The sequence below is a fragment of the Nocardioides sp. WS12 genome (assembly GCF_014108865.1).
GTDB lineage: Bacteria > Actinomycetota > Actinomycetes > Propionibacteriales > Nocardioidaceae > Nocardioides.
In genome coordinates this window covers 3017969-3040537 of record NZ_CP053928.1, presented here as the reverse complement: position 1 = coordinate 3040537, position 22569 = coordinate 3017969, and the positions used below count along the sequence as shown (strand labels likewise).

Here is a 22569-nt window from a genome sequence, read left to right as displayed (position 1 = left end):
GCCACCATGACCCGGAAGGCAAAATGTCTCCGGCCATCAGGGGCAGGTCTTTACCCAATCGGCCGTGGGGCAAGGGCGAATCCCTTAGGTTCGCCCGGTGAGCCTTGCCGATGCCGTCCCCGTTCCCCCGGCCGTCGAGAAGAAGCCGCGCCGTCGCGCTGCTGCTGTCGCGGGCGTCGTGGGAGTCGGCTCCGTCGTCGGCGTCGGCGCCTGGGCGTTGCAGGTCTGGGCCGCACAAGGACCGCAGCCCGCGGAGGCGCTGCCGGGCAACACCCTCGCCTACGTCGCGGTCGACCTGGACCCGCCCGGCGGTCAGAAGGTCGCCGCCTTCGACGCGCTGCGCAAGTTCCCCGGCCTGAAGAAGGAGCTGAAGCTCGGCGGCCAGGAAGACCTGCGGCGATCGATCGTCGACGAAGCCGCGAGCGGGAGTGGCTGCGACATCGACTTCGACGAGATCGAGGACTGGGCCGGCAACCGGGCCGCGTTGGCCGTCGTACCGCTCGACGAGCCGGAGGTCGTTGCCGTCGTACAGATTGGCGACTCCGGGAAGGCCGAGGCCGGGCTCAAGAAGATCGCCGATAGTTGCGACGAGTTCGGCTTCGCCGTCTCCGACGGCTGGGCCGTGCTGGCCGAGTCCGATGACATCGCGCGGGAGGTCAAGGCGGGCGCAGCACGGACGACGCTGGCCGGCGACGAGGACTACAACGAACTCGTTGGCGCTGCAGGTGAGGCCGGCGTGGTCACCCTGTTTGCAGCCCCGGAGGCCGGACCGGCCCTGCTCGAGGCAGTCGACGAAGATCCCTTCATCGGCTTCATCCTTCTCGGGTTTCCCCTGGGCGCGACCGATCCGGTCAGTGGCCTCATTTCGTTCACGAACGTCCTGGGACTCGACCACTCCTACGCCGTGGCGGACTCCGACGACGGTTCCGATGAGGGCTTCCCTGAGCCGTCCCCGGAGGAGGAGGCGCTCTTCGAGCGCATGGAGAAGTATGACGACCTGACCCCCGCAGAGCAGAAGAAGCTCGACGACGAGATGGAAGCGTTCTTCGCCGCGCGGCGCCCCGAGGTCTCGCCGGAGGAGAAGGCGCTCAACGAGCGGATGGAGCACTACGACGACCTGACCCCCGCAGAGCAGAAGAAGCTCGACGACGAGATGGAAGCGTTCTACGAGGAGAAGTACGACGAGGAGATCGAGGAAGAGCTCGAGGAGGAGTTCAACTTCGACGGCCCCGAACTACCGGACGACCTGAGGAAGGCGCTCCGGGACTTCTCCGGTCTGGGCGGGGTGCTGCGCTTCAACGACGGCTCCCTCGAACTGGAAGCGATCGCCGACCCCCTGATCAGTGGATTCTCCGGACGGTACGACGGCGCCGACGCCCAGCGTGTGATCACCGCTCTTCCGGCGAACACCGCGCTGGCCTTCGGTGGCGGGTTCGCCGAAGGTTGGGCCGAGAAGGCCGTCACGGACTCCAGTGGCTTCTTCGCGATGGGCGAAACCGAAGCGGACCTGTTGGCCAACTTCAAGAAGGCCACGGGCCTCACGCCGAAGGACCTGGCAGCCCTCGGCGGCGACGCGATTGCCTTCGCCGGGAAGGACGGCTTCGGCAAGGCGCTCGACTCGGAGAAGACCGAGACCTTCCCGATCGCCGCTCGCGTCACCGGCGATCCGGCGGCCATCGAGGCCGCCTTGGCCAAGCTCCGCGCGACGCTGGACCCCGACACGGCCAAGTTCCTCGAGTCGCGGCGCACCACCGACGGCGTCGCGATCGGCCCCAACGCGACCTACCTCGAAGAACTGGTCGATCCGGAGGAGACCCTCGGCGACGCGGACCGCTTCACGAACGTCGTGCCCGATGCCGACAACGCGCTCACGGTGGCGTTCGTGGACTTCGACGCAGGCAACTGGCTGGATTACCTCGCCGGACCGTCTGACAGCAAGGAACTGACGTCGCTCGACTCGGCCGGCCTCACGGTCACCCAGGACGGCGACCAGCATCGCTTCCTGTTGCGGCTCAACCTGGACTGAGGATCAGGCGCGCGTGCGCCGGTTCGCGCGTCCGGTGGCCCGCGCGACCAGTTCGTCGCCATCGGTGACCCGGATGACGAAGAGGTCCTCCTTGGTCAGTCGCTCGGCCAGCTCGGCACGGGCAACCAGGGCGTCTCCCGGTCGAGCCGGTCGCAGGTAGTCGATCTGCACCGCGCTGACGACGCCCGAATGCTCGTCGTCGTTCGCCGCAGCGGCCAGTGCAATGCCGGCGAGGGAGAACAGGAACGACCCGTGCGCCGTACCGTGCGGGTTGAGGTGGTCCTCCGACACGACGACCGTGGCCTCGGCACGACCACCGCCGTGGCCGATCACGTCGACCCCGAGGAAGGCCGCGTAGGCATCGGTGCGGGGCGTGCTCATCGGGGCGCGTCCACGAAGATGTCGTACTCCAGATCACCCGTGCCGCCGTACGCGGCAAAGTCGGAGACGCCGGCTGCCCGCAGGACGTCCACGTCGAGCAGTGTCTGTCCGGTGTACTCCCGCGAGGGACGAGTGAGCACCTCGATGGCCGCGTCAGCAACGATCTGGGGCGAACGCGCCTTCTCGATCGCGGCGTCACCGCCGAGCAGGTTCTGGACCGCGGCCGTGGCGATCAACGTCTCGGGCCACAGGCAGTTGGCGGCAATCCCGGCGTCGGCGTACTCGCCTGCCCAGCCGAGGGTCAGCAGCGACATGCCGTACTTCGCGAGCATGTAGGCCGGGTGCTTGCCGAGCCACGCGGGGTCCATGTTCAGGGGCGGTGACAGCGACAGGATGTGCGGGTTGGTGCCTGCGCGCAGGTGCGGCAGGCAGGCGCGGGTCAGCAGGTAGGTGCCCCGCAACTGGATCTGCGTCATCAGGTCGAAGCGCTTGACGGGCAGTTGCTCGGTGCTGTCCAGCGCGATCGCCGAGGCGTTGTTCAGGCAGATGTCGATCCCCCCGAAGCGCTCGACGGCTTGGGCCACAGCGGCCTCCACCGACGCCTCGTCACGAACGTCGCCGACCACTGCCAGCGCCTGTCCCCCGGCCTCCTCGATCTCGGCGGCCGCGGTGTGCACAGTTCCCGGAAGACGCGGATCCGGGACGTCGGTCTTCGCCAGCAGGACGACGTTGGCCCCTTCGCGAGCGGCCGCTAGGCCGATGGCCAGACCGATGCCGCGGCTTCCGCCCGACATCATCAGGGTGCGTCCGGCAAGCCGCTGACCGGTGCTGTTCTCGCTCATGGCGCCACCGTTACACACAGAGGACACCTGAGCCAAGAGTGTTAGACATAGGTCACAACGGATTCACGTCAACCGTCGCACACTTGTAAGGTCGGCTCACGATGCCTGCCCTCAAGCCCGTCTCCACCCGCTCGGCGCTCCTCACCCTGTTGCTCGGCGCCGAGGTGTCCGCCCTGACGACCCGCGAGCTGATCGCGGCGGCGTCGGTGGTCGGCTTCGCCGAGCCGACCGTGCGCGTCGCGCTCTCCCGGATGACGGCGGCGGGCGACATCACCCGCGACGCCGACGGGCGGTACCGACTGTCCGTGCGACTGGCCGAGCGCCAGCAGCGACAGGAACGAGCCACCCACCCCCGACGGCAGGACTGGGACGGAACGTGGCATCTGGTCGCGATCACCACCGTTGGCCGTACGGCGACAGATCGCGCCGACCTGCGCGCCAACCTCACCGACCTGCGTCTCGCCGAACTCCGGGAGGGCGTGTGGACGCGCCCGACCAATCTGGAGGTCGGCTGGACCGACGAAGTCACCGCCGTCTGCGAAAGGTTCGTCGGCTCGTCCATGGCAGACCCAGCAGAGCTGGCCGCGCGGCTGTGGGACCTGGGCGACTGGAGCGCGACGGCGCGCGACATCCTCGACGCAACTGACACCACCGACCCCGTACTCCGCTTCACCGCGTGCGCCACGGCCGGCCGACACCTGTTGACCGACCCCGTCCTCCCGGCACCCCTGCTGCCGACGGACTGGCCCGGAGACGAACTCCGGGCGTCGCACGTCGCCTACAAGCAGTGGGTCGTCGAGATGCGCCAGAGCCTGGTGACCAGCGGCTGATCAGCCGCGCAGCGCCGAGGCGAAGATCGCCGGCAGCGCCCGCCAGCGGGGTCGCGCCGCGAAACCCGACAACCGTCGGCCCGTGGTGGCGGACGTCTTGTTGTTGACGAACCACGGCGGCTTCGGGGTGATCGACGCCTCGCCGTGGAGGATCGAGCGCGGGAACGGCCGGAACGGGCCGGTGACGACGGTGCGCTCGGTCTGGTCCAACAGCAGCGCGTTGTGGACGACGCCGCGTCCACTCTGGATGTCGTCGAGCGGGTGGCCGGGGAAGGCTCCCCAAGTCGCGTGCGGGGTCAGGTAGCCCACGGCAGTCCAGACGTTGACGCCGATGGTGCCGTAACGCAGCCGGGCGACCTGCTCCTCGAGCGCCTTGCCGAGCATCTTCTTCGTCCGCGGGTCCACGATGATGTTCGCGCCGAGCGTGCCGCGCAGCGTGTCGTTTGCGACGTTCACCGCCTTCGCCAGGAACGCCTCGCCCGTGCCCGGAAGCTCCGCAACCCCCAGGACGGGTCCGAAGTACTCGGTGTGGAACGCGGTCTCGTTGCTGTCGGACACGTCGAGCCCCGGGATCAGCGTGCGCACCGCAGAGCCAGCCACGGCCTCCGCGGCGGGGTGCTTGCCGCGGGCGTCGGCGACACGAAGAGCGCAACCCGGATACCAGGCGGGACGCTCCGGGGCGTCGGCCAGCGCCGACCGCAGCTCGTCGAGGAACGCGTCCTTCTGAGCCCAGTCACTGCTGAGGATCAACACCTGCGCGGCAACGCAGTTGTGCCCACTGTTGTGCAGTCGCTGCGTCGCGACGTGCTGCGCCTGGAAGCGGAGGTCCGCCGCGGACCACTTCCCGGGTACGACGATGACGGGCGCCACTCCCCCGAGCTCACTGCTGATCGGCTTGGTCAGCAGGGGTGTTCCGGCAAGCTTGTTGGCCAGACCGAGCTCGCCCGTTCCCCAGGTGATCGCGTCGTGCGTCTGCTCGCTGCCGGTCATGTGAACCGCCGCCACCTCCGCGTGGTGGGCCAGCGCGTTCCCGGTCTCGAGGTCGCAGGTCAGGATCTCGACCACGCCGAGTTCGATGAACGGCGCGAAGACCTTCACGAACAGGTCCTTCAGCGGGTTCATGATCGGGTTCAGCTTGAGCGCGACGACCCGGTTGTCGGCGTACAGGACGTAGAGCACGTCAAGCGGCGCAATCGAGGTGATGTTGCCGGCGCCGAGGACGAGAGCGGTGCCCTGCGTCTCGTACGGCGTGAGCTGACCGAGGCCAGCGGTGCGACTGGTCTCCTCGAGGGTCACGCCCGGCTGCAGCCACACCTCGGCCTTGAAGCCGTTGAGCAGGAGGCGGTCGAAGGTGCTGTGCGGCAGCACCTGGACGGCCAGCCGATCCCCCGGCGCCGTCCGGTACTGGAAGCCGGCGAGGACGTCACCACCGGCGTCGAGTTGCTGGATCGTCGCGGCCAGCGCGCCGACGTACGACAGGACGGCCCAGGGGCCGCTGGTCCACTCCTCGCCCAGCAAGGGCGATCCGGCCGGCAGTTGCTTGATCCGGGCGGCGATCTCAACCCACTCGTCGGCGTTCTTGTTCACCAGCGTCGCGAACTCCGCGAGGAGCTCACGGCGTCGGGAGAGCGAGGTCCGCGCCCAGGCGGTCTGTCCCTCGAGGAGCCGTCCGGCGATCTGGTCCGCTTCGGAGTGTGCGGTCGTCAGCTCGGTCATGTCGCCTCAGTTCGTCGCGCGGATCAGGTCCGCGGCCTTCTCGCCAACGAGCACGGTGGGCGCGTGGGTGTTGCCGTGCGGGATGGTCGGGAACACGGATGCATCGGCGACCCGGAGGCCGGTCACGCCGTGGACACGAAGGTCAGCGTCGACGACGCCGTCGGACTCCGTACCGATCCGGGCCGTGCACGCCGGGTGGTAGGTGTGCGCGACGTTGCGGCGGACCTCTGCTTCGAGTTCGGCCCGGGTGGCAACACCCGCACCCGGGTGCAGTTCCTTGACCGTCGCCGCGCGAAGGGGTCCGTACGCCGCGACCTCACGAGCCCGTTCGATACCCGCGACCATCGAGTCCATGTCCGCGCGTTCGGCGAAGTAGTTGAACGTGGCGCCGATCTTGACCGAGGGGTCCGCACTCTTGAGTCGGAGCTGGCCCCGGCTCTTCGAGCCCACCAGGGACAGCGCCAGCGCGTAGGCCGGCTTGTCGTGCTTCGCGAACCCGTTGTCCCAGAAGTACGCCGGTGCGGCGAACATCTGTACGTCGGGCGCCGCCTCGTCCGATCGCGTGTGGAAGAAGCCACCGGCCTCGGCGATGTTCGACGTCAGCATGCCGCGGCGCGCGGCGAGGTACTTCACCAACTGGATCGGCGACTCGGCCTCGGCCAGCGTGCCCTTCATCGTGGTCTCGTGGTTGGTGAGGTACAGCGGGTGATCCATCAGGTGCGCGCCGACATTGGGGTTGTCGACCACGGGGGCGATGCCGTGTTCGGCCAGATGATCCGCCGGGCCGATGCCGGAGAGCATCAGCAGGTGCGGGGTGTTGAAGGCACCGGCGGAGAGCACGACCTCGCGGTCCGCACGAATGAAGTCCTCCCTGCCTCCGTGCTTGACCTCGACGCCCATGACCCGTCCACCCTCGATCCGGAGGCGCTGTACGTGCGCCTCGGACAGCACAGTGAAGTTAGGCCGCTTCATCGCCGGGACGACGTACCCGTCAGCGGTGGTCCAGCGCATGCCCTTCTTGTGGGTGACCTGGTTGTACCCGGCGCCGACCTGATCCGCGCCATTGAAGTCGTCGTTGCGCGGCATGCCGGTCGAGCACATGGCGTCGATGAGGGTCTCGGTGAAGGGAGTCGGCGAGCGGAGGTCCTCGATGTGCAGCGGACCTGACGCACCGTGGAACTCGTTGGCTCCGCGGGCGTTGTTCTCGGATCGCTTGAAGAGGGGCAGCACCTCGTCGTACGACCACCCGGTCGCGCCGCCCTTGGCCCAGTCGTCGTAGTCGTGCCGGCTGCCGCGCATGTAGATCATCGCGTTCATGCCGGTGCAGCCGCCGAGGTACTTGGCGCGCGGCTGGTAGAGCACCCGGCCGTCCAGGTGGGGCTCGGGCTCGGTGTAGAACTCCCAGTCCAGATCGGTCTTGAACTGGGTCGGGAACGCCGCCGGGATCTTGACGCTCATCGGCTTCTTGGTCCCGCCCGCCTCGATGAGCAGGACGCTCGTCGAGGGGTTCTCGGAGAGGCGGCCAGCGACCACCGCCCCCGCCGAACCGGAACCCACCACGATGTAGTCGTACGAAGCCACGTCACACTCCTCTGCCTGTCGGACCAGTCCCTACCAGTCCCTGCAGCGTCGCATCGTGGCGCGCTCGAGCGCTTGGCGTTTGCCGACAGGTTCGAGGTGCCGCATTGTGGCCCCAGTCCAACGAGCGGGATCAGTTGCAGGGAGCGCCTTCGCAGCAGGGCCGGATGTAGCCACAGCCGTCGCAGCGCTCGTGGGAGGTTTCCCAGCGCATCATGGTGTCGCAATTCGGACAGGGTTCGGTCAGATCAGCCACCCGTCGAGCATAGGGGCCCGGGTTCGTGGCTGCAGGGACCCGAGCGGTGGTCTAGTCCTTACTGACCATGACTTTACTTGTCCGAGTAGTTCGTTGGAACTATGTTGGAGGTGAGCCCGGGCCGTTTCGGCGGTTGGCTCCCCGATGACCCGCTTGAGCAAACAGGCAGGTTCAACGCAACCCTTTGAGGGGGTGCGTCATGTCGATCAGACAACTCTCCAGTGCACGACTTCACCAGCGCCGACAGACCGCAACACTGTTGCGGACTGCAGACACATGTGAAGACGTGCTCCAACGTCAGGAACTGCGCCACGAGGCGATCCTGCTGAATCTTGAGGTCGCGCGTTCGATCGCGGCTCGCTATGCCGGCCGTGGCATCCCCACCGACGACCTCGAACAAGTCGCCTGCGCAGCGCTGGTCAGGGCGGCCGCGGACTTCGACCCGAAGCTGTCCAACGAGTTCATCGCGTACGCCGTCCCCACCATCAGGGGTGAGGTGAAGAAGCACTTCCGGGACTGCGGGTGGACCATTCGGCCACCGCGTCGTGTCCAGGAGTTGCAGGCCTCGGTTGCCCATGCGCGGGCCCTCCTCCAGCAGTCGCTGGGTCGCGAGCCGACGCTGGAGGAGGTTGCCGACGACATCGGGGCGGACCTCGATCAGGTGATCGAGGCTGCCGCGGCGGACGGCTGCTTCACCCCGACGTCGCTGGACCGTCCGGTCACCCAGTTGTCAGATCTGACCATCGGCGATCTCCTCCCGGCATCGTCCAGCGGATTCGACGCGGCCGAAGCCAGGGTCCTGCTCGGCCCGGCCATCCGTCACCTGCCGCCGAGGGACCGGCGCATCCTGCGCCTGCGTTTCTTCGAGGGACGGACACAGCAGGAAATCGGCGACGAACTCGGGGTGACTCAGATGCAGGTGTCCCGGCTCCTCACCCGGATCCTTCGCGATCTGCGGCGTGCACTGGGCCCGGAGTCCCTCGATGCCCTTGGGGCCTGATGTCATCGGAGCTCGGACGAGGCTCGTCGGCCTTGCGGCGTGACTTCACCACGTACGCCGCCAGGCCGACGACGCCGACAAGGACGATGGTGTTGCGAACGCGGTGACGCTGCGGCGCTGGACTGTGCACGGCGAACTTGTCCTGCACGTGATCTGCCACCTCGGCGGCCACTTCGCGCAGGCGCTCACCGGCCCGCGCCCCCACATCGGCGGACCGGTGAGCTGCATCGTTCGCCAACTCGGCCGCTCTCGCGGTGGCGTGGTTGGCCGCCTGACTCCAGTCGGGTTCCGAGACCACGTCCCTCATCCGATCGGCGACGTCGTGCACGAGTGCAGTGTTCATGTGAGCCAACTGCATGGGTCGTCCTTCCTGTGAGGCCTGAATCTGTGGTCGCACGCCCGGTACCCAACAACATCAGGCACATGCGGGTCAGGGCGTCGAACGATCACGCATCGCTCCGGCCCCTCCTCGAGTGCTTGATGATGCGTACCGCCTCCGATGCGACACCCGTCAAAGCCGTCGCTTCCTCATCGCTGATGCTTCCGTCCACGTCGACCAGCGTCTGCTTGAGCTCGGCCAGGGCGGAGGCGCGCTCGGCATCGGCCGCCCTGAGCCGGGCACCCGCTGCCCGCAGGCGTCGCGTCGCCACGTGATCCGCCACTGAAGTTCGCTTCCTTCAGCGATCGGGCGGGCCGTCGTCGGCCTCCACGTGCGTCGCCGGGCCGTGTTCGGTGGCGCCCCCTTCGGAGGCCCAGTCCGACGCACTGTCGTCGTCCTTCGCCGGGTCTGCTCCCGCGTCGCGAATGTCTGTGGGTTCGGGGTTCCTGGTGCTCATCGCCGTGTCCTTCCATCGACAACCGGTCGTGTCCGCCGTACCCCGGAAGCCGAAGGGGAAACGGGTTCCACCGGGGTCATTGCCCCATGGGACCTGCGGTGATATCACTGTCTCCACCGGGCTGTCGGCCCGCTGATTCGCGGCTTGAGGGGTGGTGGTCACGATGGCAGGGGATCCCGACGAATTCGCCGAGATCGCTTTGAAGATGCATGACGAGGACAGCCTCGACGAGACCGCTGAACGTCTCCTCGAGTACAGCCTCAAGGCGGTCAGTTGCTCGTATGCCGGCGTCATCTTCGTCCACGGCGGGAAACGGGTCGAGACCGTTGTTGCCACCCATCCGATCGTCGAGGTGCTGGATCAGATCCAGCTCGACCACGGCGAGGGACCGGACATCGACGTGCTCTCTGACGTGGTCAGCATCATGGTCAGCGACACGACGACGGAATCCCGCTGGCCCGACTGGGGAAAGCGCGTGGCGGAGGTCGGTATCCGCAGCCTGCTCAGCGTGCGCCTGTACACCAGCACAGACACCGTCGGGACTCTCAATCTGTACGACGTCGAGCCGAACCACTTCGACGTCGACGACCAGGCCGTCGCCCACATCCTGGCGCGCCACGCTGCCATTGCCCTGGCCAACGCCCGCAGCAACGAACAGCTCCGCCAGGCGATCGACGCGCGCAAGCTGATCGGGCAAGCCCAGGGCATCCTGATGGAACGCTTCGATCTCAATGCCGACCAGGCCTTCGCCGTACTGCTGCGCTATTCGCAGGACTACAACGTGAAACTGCGCCTCGTCGCCGAGCGCCTGATCGCGACGCGGGTCCTGCCGTCCTGACCGCCGCGGGTTCTCGGGAACGAAACAGGTCACCGTCGCCGCGCGTCACTGGAACTGGAGTTGGACCATCTCGTCGACCAGCCACTTGCCATCGACCTGCACCATCGCCAATTCCACGCCGCTACGGGCGTGAAGCGGATCCGTCCCGCCCGCGCGGATGTCCTTGTCCGTGAGGGTCTGGTCGGTGAAGACCAGGACCCGCACGTGCTCGGTGTCCTTCACCGTGGCTGCTGAGTTGACGACCCGCCCGCGGCTGACCAGTTCCTGCGGACCGACCATCTTCTCGCGGAGTCCCTCGAGCGCCTCTGGCGAGTACTCGTCCTGGAACTTCTCGGTGCTGCTCGTCTTCACCCACGCCATGTCGTCCGCGTAGGTCCGGTAGTCATAGGTCAGCCAAGCGACGACGATGCGCTCTGCCTCCTCGGTGGCCGCACTCTCCGCGCCGACACGATCCTTGAGGTCGGACCGGTCCTGGGCAAGGTAGAAACACCCGACGGCCGCAGCGATCAGGAGCAGTGCCAGCACGGCGCACAGGATCGGCCAACGCCGGTCGGCGCTCGGCGCGGCATCAGCTTCAACAGCTTCAACAGCGCTCGCGTCGGCGTCGGCGTCGGTGTCCGCGACATCCGGGTCCACGGCTGGTTCGGCGGTTCGTTCCACGTCGTCTGTCATCTCTTTCATCGTAGGGGCTCGGGTGCCCATTGGGCGCCGCGCTGGGAGGCCGGGTAGCCCTTCGCACACTGGCCGTCGTCCTGGAGGGGATGGCGCTTCAGCTCACGGGCACTGCGCTCGACGTGGCCGTAGCCGCAGTAGGTGTAGTACTCGAAGAAGGCATCAAGGTGGACCGCTCCGCCGTGGACGGCGTTGCCGAGCGCCCGGAACCCGCGTGGGTAGTCACGCAACAGCGCGCGCAGGTGCGGATCACGCGCGGCCACGACGTCCGCGAGGGTGATGTAAGGGTCGAGGTACGCCGGCAGGATGTCCTCGACGTCGCGGACCAGGCTGCGCATCTCCTCGATCTGTCCAGGCGCTCGTTCGAGCAGCCGGACAAACACCGGGTCGATCTTGCGCAGCCAGTCGGCGAAGACCTTCGCGTTGCGGGTGATCGTGTCGAAGTCCGGCACCAGGTCCGCACCCAGGCGCAGCAACCGGTCGCCGTTGTCGAGGAGCCGTTCGGTCAGGTCCGAACGGGCGTCGAACTCCTGGAGAATCGATGCCCCCTGCACGACCATCCGCTGCAGGTCGTCCTCGGTCCCCTTCAGTCCCTCGGCCGTCTCGGTCAGCACCGTTCGCAAGGCCTTGACGTCGATCTGCTCGATCAGGTTGTTCAGGTTGGTCGCGGCCGTTGCCAGGCTCGTCGGCAGGTCCCCGGCCTTGCCTTCGACGGTGTCGCCGCTCTTGAGGAAGGGCGGCTTGTCCGTGATGGGCTGGAAGTCGATGTACTGCTCGCCGACCGGCGACAGGCTCCGTACCTTCGGGCGGGCATCCACGGGAATGTCGGCTGAAGCGTCGAGCCGCACCGATGCCTCGACGCCGGTGTCCGAGAGGTTGAGATCGGTCACCTTGCCGACGCGAACACCCCGATACGCAACCTCGGAACCCGCGTACAGGCCACCGCTGCTCGGAAAAGTGACGGTCACCAGGACCGGTCGTTCCGTCAACGGCGTCCTGAGCGCGACGCCGAACAGGTAGAGCAGGCAGAGCACGAACGACACGACGATGCCGACGACACTGGCGATGTACTTGCGCTTCATCGACTTCCCCCCAGGAGGTCGAGACCCGGAAGCAGTGACGCTCCAGCGTCGCCGGGAACCGTTGCGCGTGGTGCGCTTGCGATGGAACCGAGGAGGTTGAGCTGGGTCTTGGTCAGGTTGAGCTTGGCGCGCAGCGGCAGCACTTCGCTGGGCACCGTCTTCTCGAGCTGCGAGGCCACCGCGATCAGGTTGTCCAGGCCCGAGCGGAGCGACGAGCGGGTCGACAGCACGGCGTCGGCGATCGGCCCGAGGTCCCTGAGGATGGTGAGGAGCGGGTCGTCGACCTTGAGCGCGAGACGCTTGGCAGTCGCGGCGAGGTCCTTGGCTCCAGCGAGGAGAGCGATGATCTTGTCGGTGTCCTCGCCGAGGGTCTCGACGGCAGGTCCCACTTCACGCAGCGCTCGCTTGATCGTGCTCTGCCGCTTGGCGAGGACGTCCGAAACGGACCGCAAGGCGGTGAGGGCACGGGAGATGTCCCCACGGCTGGCGTTGGCCTGGCGCAGGAACTCGGTCACCCGCTGGACACTGGCCCGGATCTCGTCCTCCCGACCGCCCAACGCGGCGTTGAGTTCCTCGGCGATCACCTGCAGCTCGCCCAGACGACCACCGTTGATGAGGGTCGACGCCGATGCCAGCGCGTCCTCGACAGACGGGGCAGTGGCCGTGTTGGCCACGGGGAACTGGTCGTCGCCGGCGAGGTTCCTCGGTGACTTCCCCGGCGTGACCTGGATGAAGAGCTCACCCAGTGGCGTGTCGTAACGCAGCCGGGCCGAGGAGTCGTCCGGAATCTCGACGGACGACTTGATGTCCATCGTGACGTGCGCCTTGAAGTCCTTGGCCTCCACCGTCTGGACCCGCCCGACAGACACGCCGTTGACCTTCACCTGAGCGCCCTGAGCCAGGTTGAGGGCCTGCTCGAACACCGCTGACACCTGGTAGGTCTCGCCACCCACCGCTGACCCGGGCAGCGGAAGGTCCTTGTAACCGGTCGAGCATCCCGCCAGTCCCACGACCAGCAGGAACACCGACACCACGGCCAGCACCCGGCCCCCCGGGCCGGCCATGACTCCCGGCCTCATCAGTTGCCTCCCTGGCGGCCGCCGCCGAGCAGCGGACCCAGGACGCTGTCCAGGATGCCAGAGAGGTCCGGGATGCTGGCCAGGTTGCAGACGGGACCGAGGAGCTGGCAGACCTGTTCGAAGAGCGGGCCGAGCGGTGTCAGCTGCGTGGGAATGGCGCGGACCAGGACGTGTCCCGAGGGTGTCGCCGTGTTGGCGACGTTCTGTGTCGCCAGGGGCAACACCTCGATCGTCTCCTCCAGGTCCCGGCGACTCGCCAGGATGTTGCGGAAGAGCTTCTGCACGTCGGTGAGACTGGCCTTGACCGTGCCCCTGTTCTCCTTGCTGAACTTGGCGATCCGGTCGGCCGTCGCCGACACACCCTCGAGGGCATCGGCGATCGTTTCCCGCTCGGAGTTGAGCAGCTCGATCGCGCCGCCGAGGTTGGCGACAAACGTGCGCACCAGCTCCTCGTTGCTGACCAGGCCGCTTGCAAGCGTGTCGAGCGACTCCATCGTGGCGAAGATGTCCGAGCGCTGGCCGTGCACCGTGTCCACCAGACTGGCGAGCCCGCTGACAGCTCCCCGCAGCTCGTCGCTGTTGCCACTGAACGCTGCGGCGGTCACCTGGAGCATTTCGCGCAGCCCGTTGGCGACCTTCGGCGAGCTCAGTGATTCCGCCAGGTCCGAAATCGAGCCGAGCACCCGGTCGAAGTCGACGGGCGTCCGGGTCCGTTCCATCGGGATCGTCGCACCGGAAGCCATCTCCGCACCTCCGGAGTAGGCCGGCGTGAGCTCGACATAACGGTCGGTGGCCACCGAGCGTGACACCACCACGGCCGCAGCATCGGCAGGGACCTTGATGTCGTCGTCGGTGACCGCCAGGGTCACCTCGACGACGCCGCCACTCGGCTCGATCGCGGTGATCGTCCCGACCGGGACACCCATGACACCGACGTCATTGCCGACGTAGAGACCAGCGGCGTCGGCCAGGACCACGGTGATCTCACGGTCCTCGCTGCCGAACGGCACACATCCAGCGAGCGGGACGGCGGTCAGCACGACCAGGGCCGAGGTGAGTAGACGTCTCATTTCAGCATCCCCCTGCCGGCCCGCAGCGAACCTTGTCGGGCAACGGGTCGATCAACAGCAGGTTGACGAACGGTCCGTCGCCGGTCGCATTGGCGAAGTAGCGGGCGGTCACCGCGAGGTTGTGCAGGGCCGAGCGCAGCGCCTCGTCCCGATTCACCAACACGCTGACCACCGTGTCCAGGTCACGCAGCATCGGCTTCAGGTCCGTCTCGTTGTCGTCCATGATCCCGTTGATCGATGCCGTCACCGCAGTGATGTCGCCCAGCAGGTCACGGATCGCCTCGCGGCGCCGGACCAGCTCGCCGATGACCAGGTTCGACTGCTCCATCAGCTTCACCAGGTCGGCCGTCCCGCTCGAGAGCTGGTCGGAGATCTGCCGGGACGCCTCCAACAGGTCGCCGATCTGCTCGTCGCGGGCGGTGATCATCTCGGAGATCCGGGCCACGCCCTCGAACGCGGGACCCAGCTGCGGTCCGGCCACCTTCAAGGTGTCGGCGACCACGCTGAGGGCCTCGCTGATCTTCGTGGCGTCGATCTCGTCGACCGCCCCGGTGCCCTTGTCGATCACGTCCTGGAGGTTGAACGGCACCGAGGTGTGGGCGAGTGGGATCGTGTCAGCGGACAGCTCACCGCTCCCGCCGGGGACGATGTCGAGGAAGTGGGTGCCGAGCAGGGTGCCCACCTTGATCGATGCCTCGGTCTGGGAGCCGAGGTCGATGTCGTTGGACACCGTGAACTCCACGATCACGTGATCACCATCGACGCGCACCTTGCGCACCTCACCGACCTCGACGCCCGCGATCTGGACGCCTTCGGTGGCACGCAGACCGGCCGTGTGGCTGAACTCGGCTTGATAGGTGCGGGCGCCGAACGGGACCACACTGATGGCGATCACGACGAGACCGAAGATTCCGAGGGCGACGAACGCGGCGATCCCGATCCGGAAGGGTTCGTCCCGACTGAAGATCTTCTTCATCGACACGCCTCCGAGTTGGTTCCCGGCAGAGCCGTGGTGTTGACGGAGATGGCGCCGAGGTCGAGATCGAGGTCGCAGAAGTAGAAGGTCAGTGCGTTCCGGTAGGACAGCACCCGCGAGAGGGTGCCCATGAGCGATCCGAAGCCGTCGATGGCTCCTCCGAACCGGACCTTCTCGGACGCGAACATGTCCAGCAGCGCCTTGGCCTTCTCGACGTCGGCGTTCAGCGGCCCCCGGACGTTGCGCAGGAAGCTCTCGCTGGTGTCGAGGAGCTGGGAGATGTCGTCGATGGTGCTGCCGAAGTCCTTGCGGTGCTTGGCGAGACCGGTCATGAAGGTCGTCAGCTGCCGGATGGTGCCCCGCAGCTCATCCCCCTGGCCCGCGAGATCGACGAGCACCGGGGTCAACCCGTCCATCACCTGACCGAAGAGCTCGTCACGGTCAGCGAGGTAGTTGGTCAGCTGCGCGGTCTGGGTGAGGAGGTCCGACACGGTGCCGCCCTCGCCCTGGAGCACCTTGATGACCGACTCGGAGAGCTTGTTGACGTCCTCCGGCTTGAGGACGTCGAACAACGGCCGGAAGCCGTTGAGCAGGGCGGTCAGGTCGAAGCCGGGACTCGTGCGAGCGATCGGCACACCGTCGCCCTCTGCCATCTCCGAGCCGCGCTCGGCCGGCTGCACGATCGAGACGTACCGCTGCCCCAGGAGGTTCTGGTAGCGCATGACCAGGGTCGAGTTCGACAGGAGCGGCTGGTCGGCGCGCAAGGTGAAGTGCACGAGCGCAGTGGTCTTCGTGTCCTTGTCGACCTCGATACCGGTGATCTTTCCGACCTGGACGCCCGCGACCCGGACGTCGTCGCCCGAACGCAGGCCACTCACGTTGGCGAACTCCGCGGTGTACTCGCGGACGTCACCGTCGACCTCGTCGGCCATCGTGTTGGCGAGCAGGAGCAGCAACATCGCGGACATCGCGAAGAACGCGATCACCTTGACGTAGACCGCCTTGACCCGGAACTTGGGTGCGTCAACCACAGTTGCCTCCGCGAGCTGAGCCGTAGCGCGGGCAGTCGGAGCGGGCGTAGTCGCCCGGACCGGTCAACTGGACGTAGCCCTCGACGCGTGCGTAGCCGTCCTCGAGGACCGAGGAGAGCTTCTTGGACACCGTGCCGGTCTCCAGCAGCGTGTCGCGCAGGCCCCCACGCTCGTCGTACAGCGCGTCGACCAGGGTCACCGACAGCGACAGCGCGCGGAGGTAATCGCGCTCGAGGGTGACGAGGAGCTTGTTGGCCTCCTGTGTCAGGGCCAGTCCAGTGTCGAGCACGGTGGTGAGCTGCTCGCGCCGATCGACGAGGTTGTCGAGGCTGAACAGGGCATCATCTGTCGCGTCCAGCAGCTCCGGGGCGTTGCGGGCCACGGCATCGAGGTTCACCGCCAGCAGGCGCAGGTCCCCACGAAGGCGCGGGATCAGGGGCGCGAACCTGGTCGTGTAGTCGTTCAGCGTGTCGAACGCGACCCCCAGATCGTCTCCGCGCCCGTCGAGCACCGTCGACAGCGTGTGCAGGGCCGTCGCGAGCTCGGCCGGGCCGAGCGCGTCGACGAGGGTGTCGATGCTGTCGAGTGCCGTCTGGAGTTCGAGGGTCTTCGCTGAGGTGTCCTGCACGATGGTGCTGTCCGCCTTGATCGGGTCGCCGGCCTGCTCGCCCTGGGGCACGACGAGGTCGACGTACGACGTCCCGAACACCGAAGCGGGAAGGACCCGGACGCGCACTCCGCCCGGGATCTTGTCGACCTGGTCCTTGTCGAGCTCCAGCCCGAGGCGCACCTGCCGGGCATCGCCATCGACGGAGATCACCTTGCCGACCACCATGCCGCGCATCTTGACGTCGACACCGCCGCGGATGGCGCCGCCGGCGGACTCGAGCTGGGCGGTGACGGGCACCCGGTCGGAGAACGAACCGTTGAGCTTCAGGTTCAGCACGACCACCATGGCGACCATGACACCCAGCACGACGGCACCCTGGAGCGCGAGCTCGTGCCGGGACGGCTCTCCCTGGTGGGAACGAAAGATCGCCACGACTACCCCGAGATCCTGATGCCGGGGTCGGTGCCGTAGAAGAACAACGTGAACAGCATGTCGATCAGGATCACGGTGACGATGCTGGCCCGGATGGCACGTCCGGTCGCCTCACCGACGCCGGCCGGTCCGGGTGGGGCGGTCATGCCGTACCAGCAGTGGATGAGCGCCACCATCAGGGTGAAGACGAGGATCTTGACCGTCGAGATGAGCAGGTCACGACTCGACAGGAACTGTCCGAAGTAGTGGTCATAGGTCCCGCCAGACTGGCCGAACAGGATCGTCACCACGGACCTCGATGCGATCCACGAGCCGATCAGCCCGATGAAGTACAACGGCAGGATGGCAGTCATGGTCGCGGTCACGCGGGTGGCGACCAGGTACTGGATCGGCGGCACCGCCATCACTTCGAGGGCGTCGATCTCCTCGTGGAGCTTCATCGAGCCCAACTGCGAGGTGAAGCGACAGCCCACCTGTGAGGCGAGCGCAAGCGACGCGATCAGCGGCGCCAGCTCGCGGGTGCTGACGCCGGCGTTGATGGCTCCGGTGAGCGGACCGAGGCTCAGCAGTTCGAGGCCGCTGAAGCCCTCGATGCCGAGCGAGGTGCCGGCGGCGACCGACAGGAGGACCATGATGCCGATCGTGCCCCCGCCGACCAGGAGCGCACCGGTCCCCCAGGCGATGTCGGTCAGCTGCCGGAGGTACTCCGTCGGATAGCGCTTGAGCGTGGCCGGGACGGATGCGAGGACCCGAGCGCTGAAGAATCCGAACGAGCCCAGCCGGGCCAGGATGTCGAGCGTGCCGTCGACGACACCGACGACGCGGTCCCCGATGACGCGGCCGACGCCACCGCGCCCCAAGCCGGTGACGGTGGCCATCAGACCAGCCTCTGCGGAACGAGCATCACGTAGACCTGCGTGACACCCACGTTGACCAGCGCGAGCAGGATCACGCTGAGCACCACGGACTGGTTGACCGCGTCCGAGACACCCTTCGGACCACCGCGCGCGTTCAGCCCCTTGTGGGCGGAGACCATGACCGCGATGAAGCCGAAGATCGCGGACTTGAGGACTGCCATCACCAGGTCGAGGGTCTGTCCGAACGAGATGAAGGCGCCGAGGTAGGTGCCGGAGCTGACGGCGCCCGAACCCACGACGAGGATGTAGCCCGTCATGATGGCGGTGGTCGCCACCACCGCGCTGAGACAGACGCCGACGAGCACAGCGGCGACCAGGCGCGGGGCAACCAGTCGCTCGACCGGCGAGATGCCCATGACCATCAGGGCGTCGATCTCCTCGCGAACGGTACGAGCGCCCAGGTCGGCCGTGACCGCGGCGCCGACCACGCCCGCGATCATGATGGCCGCGACGAGCGGGGCCGCCTGGCGCATGACACCGATCGCATTGACGGCGCCGATGAAGGAGTTGGCCCCGATCTGGCCGGCGACTCCACCGACCTGGACCGACACGATCACCCCGAAGGGCACGGAGACCAGGATCGTGGGCAGCAGGGAGACGCGCGCCATGAACCAGGCCTGGAGGAAGAACTCGTCCCACGAGAACGTGCGCCCCAGGATGCCGGTGATCGCGGCGATCGTGGAGTCCCAGCCAAGCACGACGATCTCACCGGCGGTGTTGATGCCAGTCGTCGCGTGGTCGACGAGGAAATCGACCACGTCCCGGGCGCCCGTCACCGCACTCGTCACGACGACACCTGCCTGATCTCGCGCGCCACTGGCCGCCCCCATGAGTACGTCTTAACAGATGCTAAGACCAGGACAGGACCATAGCCGACGCGGGACCGCCTGTGACCGGTCTCACCAAAAAATCCCACGGACGGCGATCCGCCGGGGAAGTCACCGAGACGTCACTTGCCCTGCTGGCGCCGCAACTGCTCGAGCTTGTCCAGCGTGATCAACTGCCGGGCCGGGGGCGGCTCGATCTCGACCGCCGCATCCCAATCGAGCCAGGTGAACTGGGCACCGCCGGTGTCGAGGTCGTTGGAGCGGCGAACGATCCGACCGGCTTCGTCGAACCAGAATTCAGTGACATCGACGCCGTCGCTTCCCTCGGTCGCGCTCACCTTCGGTTCCGCCACCACCTGATAGCGCCGCGTCGGCACGTCGCCGACCGTGTCCTCGCCGCTGAACCGGACCTCGGTGATCGCCTCGCGCAACAGGTCCGTCTGCCCGCGCGGGTCCGCATCCTGCATCACCGTGCCGGCCAGGTCGGTGTCCTCCGCCCCGATGTCGACCCAGAGCCCACCCGACTCCGGGACCGACATGTAGGCGGTGTCCCCCACCGTGCGCAGCTTGATCCAGCCGCCTTTGACCTGCCAGTCGGCGATCTTGACGTCGACGTTCATCCCGCTGTCGACGTACTCGACGACGCCACTTCCGTTCAGGGGGGACGGGCCGTCCACCTCGAACGCAACCCGGGCGGAGGCGTCCTGGTCGAAGCTCGCCTCGATCAGGTCGACGAAGGCGTCGATGTCGACGCGCTCCCCCTTTCCGGCATCCTCGGGTGCAGACAGACCCGGTTCCGGATCGTCCTTCCCGCAGCCCGCGAGACCGGAGACCGCCACGATGGCCGCGGCCAGCGCGACACCGATCCGCATGACCGGCCGCGCCTGCCGCGTCACTGCGCGACCTCCGGCACCAGTTCGATCAGATGCATGAGTGCCCTGGAGAGCACGAGGTGCACGCGGTCGCGATCCAGACGTCCGCTCTCCAGCCACTCCCAGAGCGCCTGCCAGGCGAGCTCGCCGAAACACGCAACGAGCGCACGGGTGGCCGGCATCACCTGTGCCGGGTCGCGCACGACCGAGGCCAGCACGGTGTCGATCGTGGTTTCGTTCATCTCGCGAAGGATGCCGCGAATGACGGGATCGCTGTGCGATCCGGCATGGACCGGCTGCAGCGCCAGGTAGGAATCGCGGTTGGCCTCGATCCTCTTCAGCCAGTCGTCGATCACCACGGCGATCGACGAGCGGAGGTCCGGGGAATCCAGGATGCCCGTCATCATCGGCAGGGTCGGCGTGAGCACGGTCCGGTTCAGGACGGCGAGGTAGAGGTCCCTCTTCGAACCGAACTCGTGATAGATCCAGCCCCGGTTGACGTCCGCCTCGACGGCGATCGCCACCGTCGACACCTTGTCGTAGTCAGTGCTGGCGAAGTGGCGCGACGCGGCCTGCAGGATGCGCTCGCGCCTGTCGGGGCCGACATCGGTGGACATGGGCACAAGGTACAGGCTGACCGAACAGGTGCTAACGCCGTGCCGAGCCCCAGAACTCGCTCCCGATCGGGAGCGCCACGCAACGACACACCGGGTTCAGCGTGCGTAATGCTCGATGACGAGTACCTGGATCTCGCCGACGATCCCTCCGAGGACGGCGCCGACCGAGATCATCAGCCACTCGTCATCCTTGAACACCGGTCGCATGATCGACTCGTACTGCTCGGGCGTGAGCTGGCTCATCTTGTCCACGATGAGGTTCTCGACGTCGAACGTTCGCTCGGCGTAGCCGGTGGCCTGTGCCATGGTGTCCGGGATGAGCGCGATGACCCTCTCGACCACCGCGTCCTTGGCTGCTCGGTAGCGCTGCGTGCCGACAGCGAGACGCACGAGCGGCTGCGCGAACCCGGACTGGGCATCAATGCTCCGTGAGATCTCCCGCTCGATGGCCGAGAAGAGCCGGTCGGCGGTGGGGCCGTGGAGAACCGCTTCGAAGATCACCTCGGGAGCAAAGATGTCGGTAGCCAGGATGCGGGCATAGCCGCGGGTGATCTTGTCCCGCTTGGCGTGCAACACGCCCTGGAACGGGAAGAGTCCGAGGAACCGCTTCTGCTCCATGGGCCGGAACAGCATGTTGAGGGCGACGTAGTCGCTGACGAACCCGACGAGGAAGCCGAACGCCGGCATGATCCAGGGGTTGTGGAAGTAGGCCCAGCACGCCAGTTGGACGAAGCCGATCGCGAAGCCGAAGACGATCCCACTGCGGCGCACGAAGGTCATCGCGTCGGAGGCAACCGACCTGATCAGGTCGTTGAGCTGGTCCTTGTTCTTCACCAGGATCGTGACGGCGAGGAACTGCAGGTCCAGGAACTGGCTCAGGTCCGCGCGCATCTCGGCGAGCAGGTTGTCCACGATCTTGGGGGCCTGCTGGTGCACCCGGGCGGTGATCGCCCGGCGACCCGCCTCTGGCAGGGAGTCCCACAGACCAGGACGGAGCTGCTCAGCCAGGTCACGTACGACGATGTCGATGGCGTCGGTCAGCGGCCCACGGAGCTCCTCGACCGCCTCCGCGGCGTCGACCTTGTCCAGCAGCTCCTCGGGCTTGAGCAGGTTCTCGGTCAGCAGCTCGATCGTGGTGGCAGCGACCTTGCCTGCGCGCCGCGGCACCAGTCCCTGCCATCCGAGGAACCCGATGCCCCGGAATTCCAGGGGCCGGTACAGCATCTGCAGCGCCAGCAGCTTGGTGACGTAGCCAATGAACGCTGCAACAAGGGGCATCGACGCATAGATGATCCAGTTCGCGGAGAAGTCCGCCTGGATCTCCGGCCAGGTCTGGACCAAGCTGGTCATCCGTTCTCACCCGAGGTCGCCGCGGACCAGAGGTCGCGACCGAACGCGGAGAGCCTGATCGTGTGCCGCTCGACCTTCGCCTCCATCGGACCGCGCTTGCCCGCCTTGAGCGCCCGCAGGACCGCGGCGTCGGCGCCGAGGATCTGGTAGTCGTTCTTGAGCTGCGGATCCTCCGGACCGGTCTCGACCAGACCGAGGGAAAGCAGGTGGCTGACGTAGACCGGCGTCATGTGCGGGAGCGACACGTTGGCCATCTTGCCGACGAGCGAGGCGTTCTCCAGGATCGGTTCGCCACCGATCCCGCTGATGGTCCGTGCGAACACGTGCACCATCGGCGAGGCAGACCCATCGGAAAGGGCGCCGACGATCCGCGCTTCGTCGGGCACCAGCTGGTCGATCATCTTGTGGAACAGCTCCTGCCGGCCACCACTGCTGTTCTGCTCCAGCGCCCGATCCAGCAATCGGTCCATCTTGCTGCGCAGGGGCGTGCCGCCACGGCTCTCGGCCCCGGCAGAGATCTCTCGGGGCGGGCGCGGCGGGGCGGCGATGTCCAGGCGCGAGCGGAGCGCACCCAGGACCTGGCGTTCGGTCCAGATGGCCACCTGCGTGCCGGTCGCCACGACCGCGCGGGTCGTGGGTCCCCAGAGGCCGAACGGGTCCAGTAGCGAGGCCATGGGCCGAAACGTATCGGCAAGTCGCGGTGGGTGCCACGAATCATCGTGCGGGAGCAT

General features: G+C 67.3%; 23 protein-coding genes. 4 read left to right on the top strand and 19 right to left on the bottom strand.

Annotation, left to right across the window (positions count from 1 at the left end; translation table 11 throughout):
- Positions 1-97 precede the first annotated feature (97 nt).
- The gene (locus HRC28_RS14770) at positions 98-2026 is read left to right on the top strand and encodes a hypothetical protein (protein ID WP_182376256.1); all 1929 of its coding nucleotides are present in this window, start codon (positions 98-100) and stop codon (positions 2024-2026) included.
- Positions 2027-2029: 3 nt separating this feature from the next.
- On the opposite strand, the gene HRC28_RS14765 is transcribed toward HRC28_RS14770, so the two are convergent.
- Positions 2030-2407 carry a hotdog fold thioesterase gene (locus HRC28_RS14765; protein ID WP_182376255.1) on the bottom strand — a complete coding sequence of 126 codons (378 nt, stop codon included), beginning with the start codon at positions 2405-2407 and terminating at the stop codon, positions 2030-2032.
- Positions 2404-3249, bottom strand: coding sequence for an NAD(P)-dependent oxidoreductase (locus HRC28_RS14760; protein ID WP_182376254.1), 846 nt, complete (start codon positions 3247-3249; stop codon positions 2404-2406). The genes HRC28_RS14765 and HRC28_RS14760 overlap by 4 nt, the downstream gene beginning before the upstream one ends.
- 101 nt (positions 3250-3350) lie before the next feature.
- On the opposite strand from HRC28_RS14760, the gene HRC28_RS14755 reads away from it, so the two are divergent.
- The gene (locus HRC28_RS14755) at positions 3351-4079 is read left to right on the top strand and encodes a PaaX family transcriptional regulator C-terminal domain-containing protein (protein ID WP_182376253.1); all 729 of its coding nucleotides are present in this window, start codon (positions 3351-3353) and stop codon (positions 4077-4079) included.
- On the opposite strand, the gene HRC28_RS14750 is transcribed toward HRC28_RS14755, so the two are convergent.
- Positions 4080-5795: an aldehyde dehydrogenase family protein gene (locus HRC28_RS14750; protein WP_182376252.1), complete on the bottom strand. Its 1716-nt coding sequence runs from the start codon at positions 5793-5795 to the stop codon at positions 4080-4082. It abuts the gene before it with no gap.
- A 6-nt stretch (positions 5796-5801) separates the two neighbouring features.
- Positions 5802-7376 carry a GMC family oxidoreductase N-terminal domain-containing protein gene (locus HRC28_RS14745; RefSeq protein WP_182376251.1) on the bottom strand — a complete coding sequence of 525 codons (1575 nt, stop codon included), beginning with the start codon at positions 7374-7376 and terminating at the stop codon, positions 5802-5804.
- Positions 7377-7915: 539 nt separating this feature from the next.
- Between HRC28_RS14745 and HRC28_RS14740 the strand changes: the two genes are divergently transcribed.
- The gene (locus HRC28_RS14740; RefSeq protein WP_237111495.1) at positions 7916-8629 is read left to right on the top strand and encodes a sigma-70 family RNA polymerase sigma factor; all 714 of its coding nucleotides are present in this window, start codon (positions 7916-7918) and stop codon (positions 8627-8629) included.
- A 446-nt stretch (positions 8630-9075) separates the two neighbouring features.
- Here the strand turns inward: HRC28_RS14740 and HRC28_RS14735 are convergent, their stop codons facing one another.
- Both HRC28_RS14735 and HRC28_RS14730 read right to left on the bottom strand, forming a co-directional pair.
- The gene (locus tag HRC28_RS14735) at positions 9076-9279 is read right to left on the bottom strand and encodes a hypothetical protein (RefSeq protein ID WP_182376249.1); all 204 of its coding nucleotides are present in this window, start codon (positions 9277-9279) and stop codon (positions 9076-9078) included.
- A gap of 27 nt (positions 9280-9306) precedes the next feature.
- On the bottom strand, positions 9307-9465 hold the full coding sequence (locus tag HRC28_RS14730; RefSeq protein ID WP_182376248.1) for a hypothetical protein: 159 nt from the start codon (positions 9463-9465) through the stop codon (positions 9307-9309).
- Positions 9466-9628: 163 nt separating this feature from the next.
- On the opposite strand from HRC28_RS14730, the gene HRC28_RS14725 reads away from it, so the two are divergent.
- Positions 9629-10303, top strand: a complete 675-nt coding sequence (locus HRC28_RS14725) for a GAF and ANTAR domain-containing protein (RefSeq protein WP_182376247.1) — start codon at positions 9629-9631, stop codon at positions 10301-10303.
- Between the two features lie 45 nt (positions 10304-10348).
- Here the strand turns inward: HRC28_RS14725 and HRC28_RS14720 are convergent, their stop codons facing one another.
- The 13 genes from HRC28_RS14720 to HRC28_RS14660 all read right to left on the bottom strand — a co-directional run bounded on the left by HRC28_RS14720 (position 10349) and on the right by HRC28_RS14660 (position 22512).
- Entirely contained in the window at positions 10349-10975 is a 627-nt protein-coding gene (locus HRC28_RS14720; protein ID WP_182376246.1) for a hypothetical protein, read from the bottom strand.
- A 5-nt stretch (positions 10976-10980) separates the two neighbouring features.
- Positions 10981-12057 (bottom strand): MlaD family protein, encoded by a 1077-nt coding sequence (locus HRC28_RS14715; protein WP_182376245.1) that lies wholly within the window; start codon positions 12055-12057, stop codon positions 10981-10983.
- Positions 12054-13136 (bottom strand): MCE family protein, encoded by a 1083-nt coding sequence (locus HRC28_RS14710; RefSeq protein ID WP_182376244.1) that lies wholly within the window; start codon positions 13134-13136, stop codon positions 12054-12056. The genes HRC28_RS14715 and HRC28_RS14710 overlap by 4 nt, the downstream gene beginning before the upstream one ends.
- Entirely contained in the window at positions 13136-14206 is a 1071-nt protein-coding gene (locus HRC28_RS14705) for an MCE family protein (protein WP_182376243.1), read from the bottom strand. Before HRC28_RS14705 ends, HRC28_RS14710 begins: the two co-directional genes overlap by 1 nt.
- Position 14207: 1 nt before the next feature.
- Positions 14208-15182, bottom strand: coding sequence for an MCE family protein (locus HRC28_RS14700; RefSeq protein ID WP_182376242.1), 975 nt, complete (start codon positions 15180-15182; stop codon positions 14208-14210).
- Entirely contained in the window at positions 15179-16213 is a 1035-nt protein-coding gene (locus HRC28_RS14695) for an MlaD family protein (protein WP_182376241.1), read from the bottom strand. The genes HRC28_RS14700 and HRC28_RS14695 overlap by 4 nt, the downstream gene beginning before the upstream one ends.
- Positions 16206-17255 (bottom strand): MCE family protein, encoded by a 1050-nt coding sequence (locus tag HRC28_RS14690; protein ID WP_182376240.1) that lies wholly within the window; start codon positions 17253-17255, stop codon positions 16206-16208. Before HRC28_RS14690 ends, HRC28_RS14695 begins: the two co-directional genes overlap by 8 nt.
- A 2-nt stretch (positions 17256-17257) precedes the next feature.
- Positions 17258-18133 carry an ABC transporter permease gene (locus HRC28_RS14685; protein WP_182376239.1) on the bottom strand — a complete coding sequence of 292 codons (876 nt, stop codon included), beginning with the start codon at positions 18131-18133 and terminating at the stop codon, positions 17258-17260.
- Positions 18133-18960 carry an ABC transporter permease gene (locus HRC28_RS14680; protein WP_182376238.1) on the bottom strand — a complete coding sequence of 276 codons (828 nt, stop codon included), beginning with the start codon at positions 18958-18960 and terminating at the stop codon, positions 18133-18135. Before HRC28_RS14680 ends, HRC28_RS14685 begins: the two co-directional genes overlap by 1 nt.
- 161 nt (positions 18961-19121) lie before the next feature.
- On the bottom strand, positions 19122-19895 hold the full coding sequence (locus HRC28_RS14675; protein ID WP_182376237.1) for a hypothetical protein: 774 nt from the start codon (positions 19893-19895) through the stop codon (positions 19122-19124).
- Positions 19892-20488 (bottom strand): TetR/AcrR family transcriptional regulator, encoded by a 597-nt coding sequence (locus HRC28_RS14670; RefSeq protein ID WP_182376236.1) that lies wholly within the window; start codon positions 20486-20488, stop codon positions 19892-19894. The genes HRC28_RS14675 and HRC28_RS14670 overlap by 4 nt, the downstream gene beginning before the upstream one ends.
- Positions 20489-20584: 96 nt before the next feature.
- A complete protein-coding gene (locus HRC28_RS14665) occupies positions 20585-21838 on the bottom strand; it encodes a DUF445 family protein (RefSeq protein ID WP_182376235.1) in 1254 nt (417 codons plus the stop codon).
- Positions 21835-22512, bottom strand: a complete 678-nt coding sequence (locus HRC28_RS14660; RefSeq protein ID WP_182376234.1) for an Abi-alpha family protein — start codon at positions 22510-22512, stop codon at positions 21835-21837. Before HRC28_RS14660 ends, HRC28_RS14665 begins: the two co-directional genes overlap by 4 nt.
- Between the last annotated feature and the right edge of the window lie 57 nt (positions 22513-22569).

Bases quoted from the DNA above. Each gene is read 5' to 3' on its own strand.
- HRC28_RS14765 (WP_182376255.1), bottom strand. From the start codon at position 2,407: ATGAGCACGCCCCGCACCGATGCCTACGCGGCCTTCCTCGGGGTCGAC.
- HRC28_RS14760 (WP_182376254.1), bottom strand. From the start codon at position 3,249: ATGAGCGAGAACAGCACCGGTCAGCGGCTTGCCGGACGCACCCTGATG.
- HRC28_RS14755 (WP_182376253.1), top strand. From the start codon at position 3,351: ATGCCTGCCCTCAAGCCCGTCTCCACCCGCTCGGCGCTCCTCACCCTG.
- HRC28_RS14750 (WP_182376252.1), bottom strand. From the start codon at position 5,795: ATGACCGAGCTGACGACCGCACACTCCGAAGCGGACCAGATCGCCGGA.
- HRC28_RS14730 (WP_182376248.1), bottom strand. From the start codon at position 9,465: ATGAGCACCAGGAACCCCGAACCCACAGACATTCGCGACGCGGGAGCA.
- HRC28_RS14725 (WP_182376247.1), top strand. From the start codon at position 9,629: ATGGCAGGGGATCCCGACGAATTCGCCGAGATCGCTTTGAAGATGCAT.
- HRC28_RS14720 (WP_182376246.1), bottom strand. From the start codon at position 10,975: ATGACAGACGACGTGGAACGAACCGCCGAACCAGCCGTGGACCCGGAT.
- HRC28_RS14715 (WP_182376245.1), bottom strand. From the start codon at position 12,057: ATGAAGCGCAAGTACATCGCCAGTGTCGTCGGCATCGTCGTGTCGTTC.
- HRC28_RS14710 (WP_182376244.1), bottom strand. From the start codon at position 13,136: ATGAGGCCGGGAGTCATGGCCGGCCCGGGGGGCCGGGTGCTGGCCGTG.
- HRC28_RS14705 (WP_182376243.1), bottom strand. From the start codon at position 14,206: ATGAGACGTCTACTCACCTCGGCCCTGGTCGTGCTGACCGCCGTCCCG.
- HRC28_RS14700 (WP_182376242.1), bottom strand. From the start codon at position 15,182: ATGAAGAAGATCTTCAGTCGGGACGAACCCTTCCGGATCGGGATCGCC.
- HRC28_RS14685 (WP_182376239.1), bottom strand. From the start codon at position 18,133: ATGGCCACCGTCACCGGCTTGGGGCGCGGTGGCGTCGGCCGCGTCATC.
- HRC28_RS14670 (WP_182376236.1), bottom strand. From the start codon at position 20,488: ATGTCCACCGATGTCGGCCCCGACAGGCGCGAGCGCATCCTGCAGGCC.
- HRC28_RS14665 (WP_182376235.1), bottom strand. From the start codon at position 21,838: ATGACCAGCTTGGTCCAGACCTGGCCGGAGATCCAGGCGGACTTCTCC.
- HRC28_RS14660 (WP_182376234.1), bottom strand. From the start codon at position 22,512: ATGGCCTCGCTACTGGACCCGTTCGGCCTCTGGGGACCCACGACCCGC.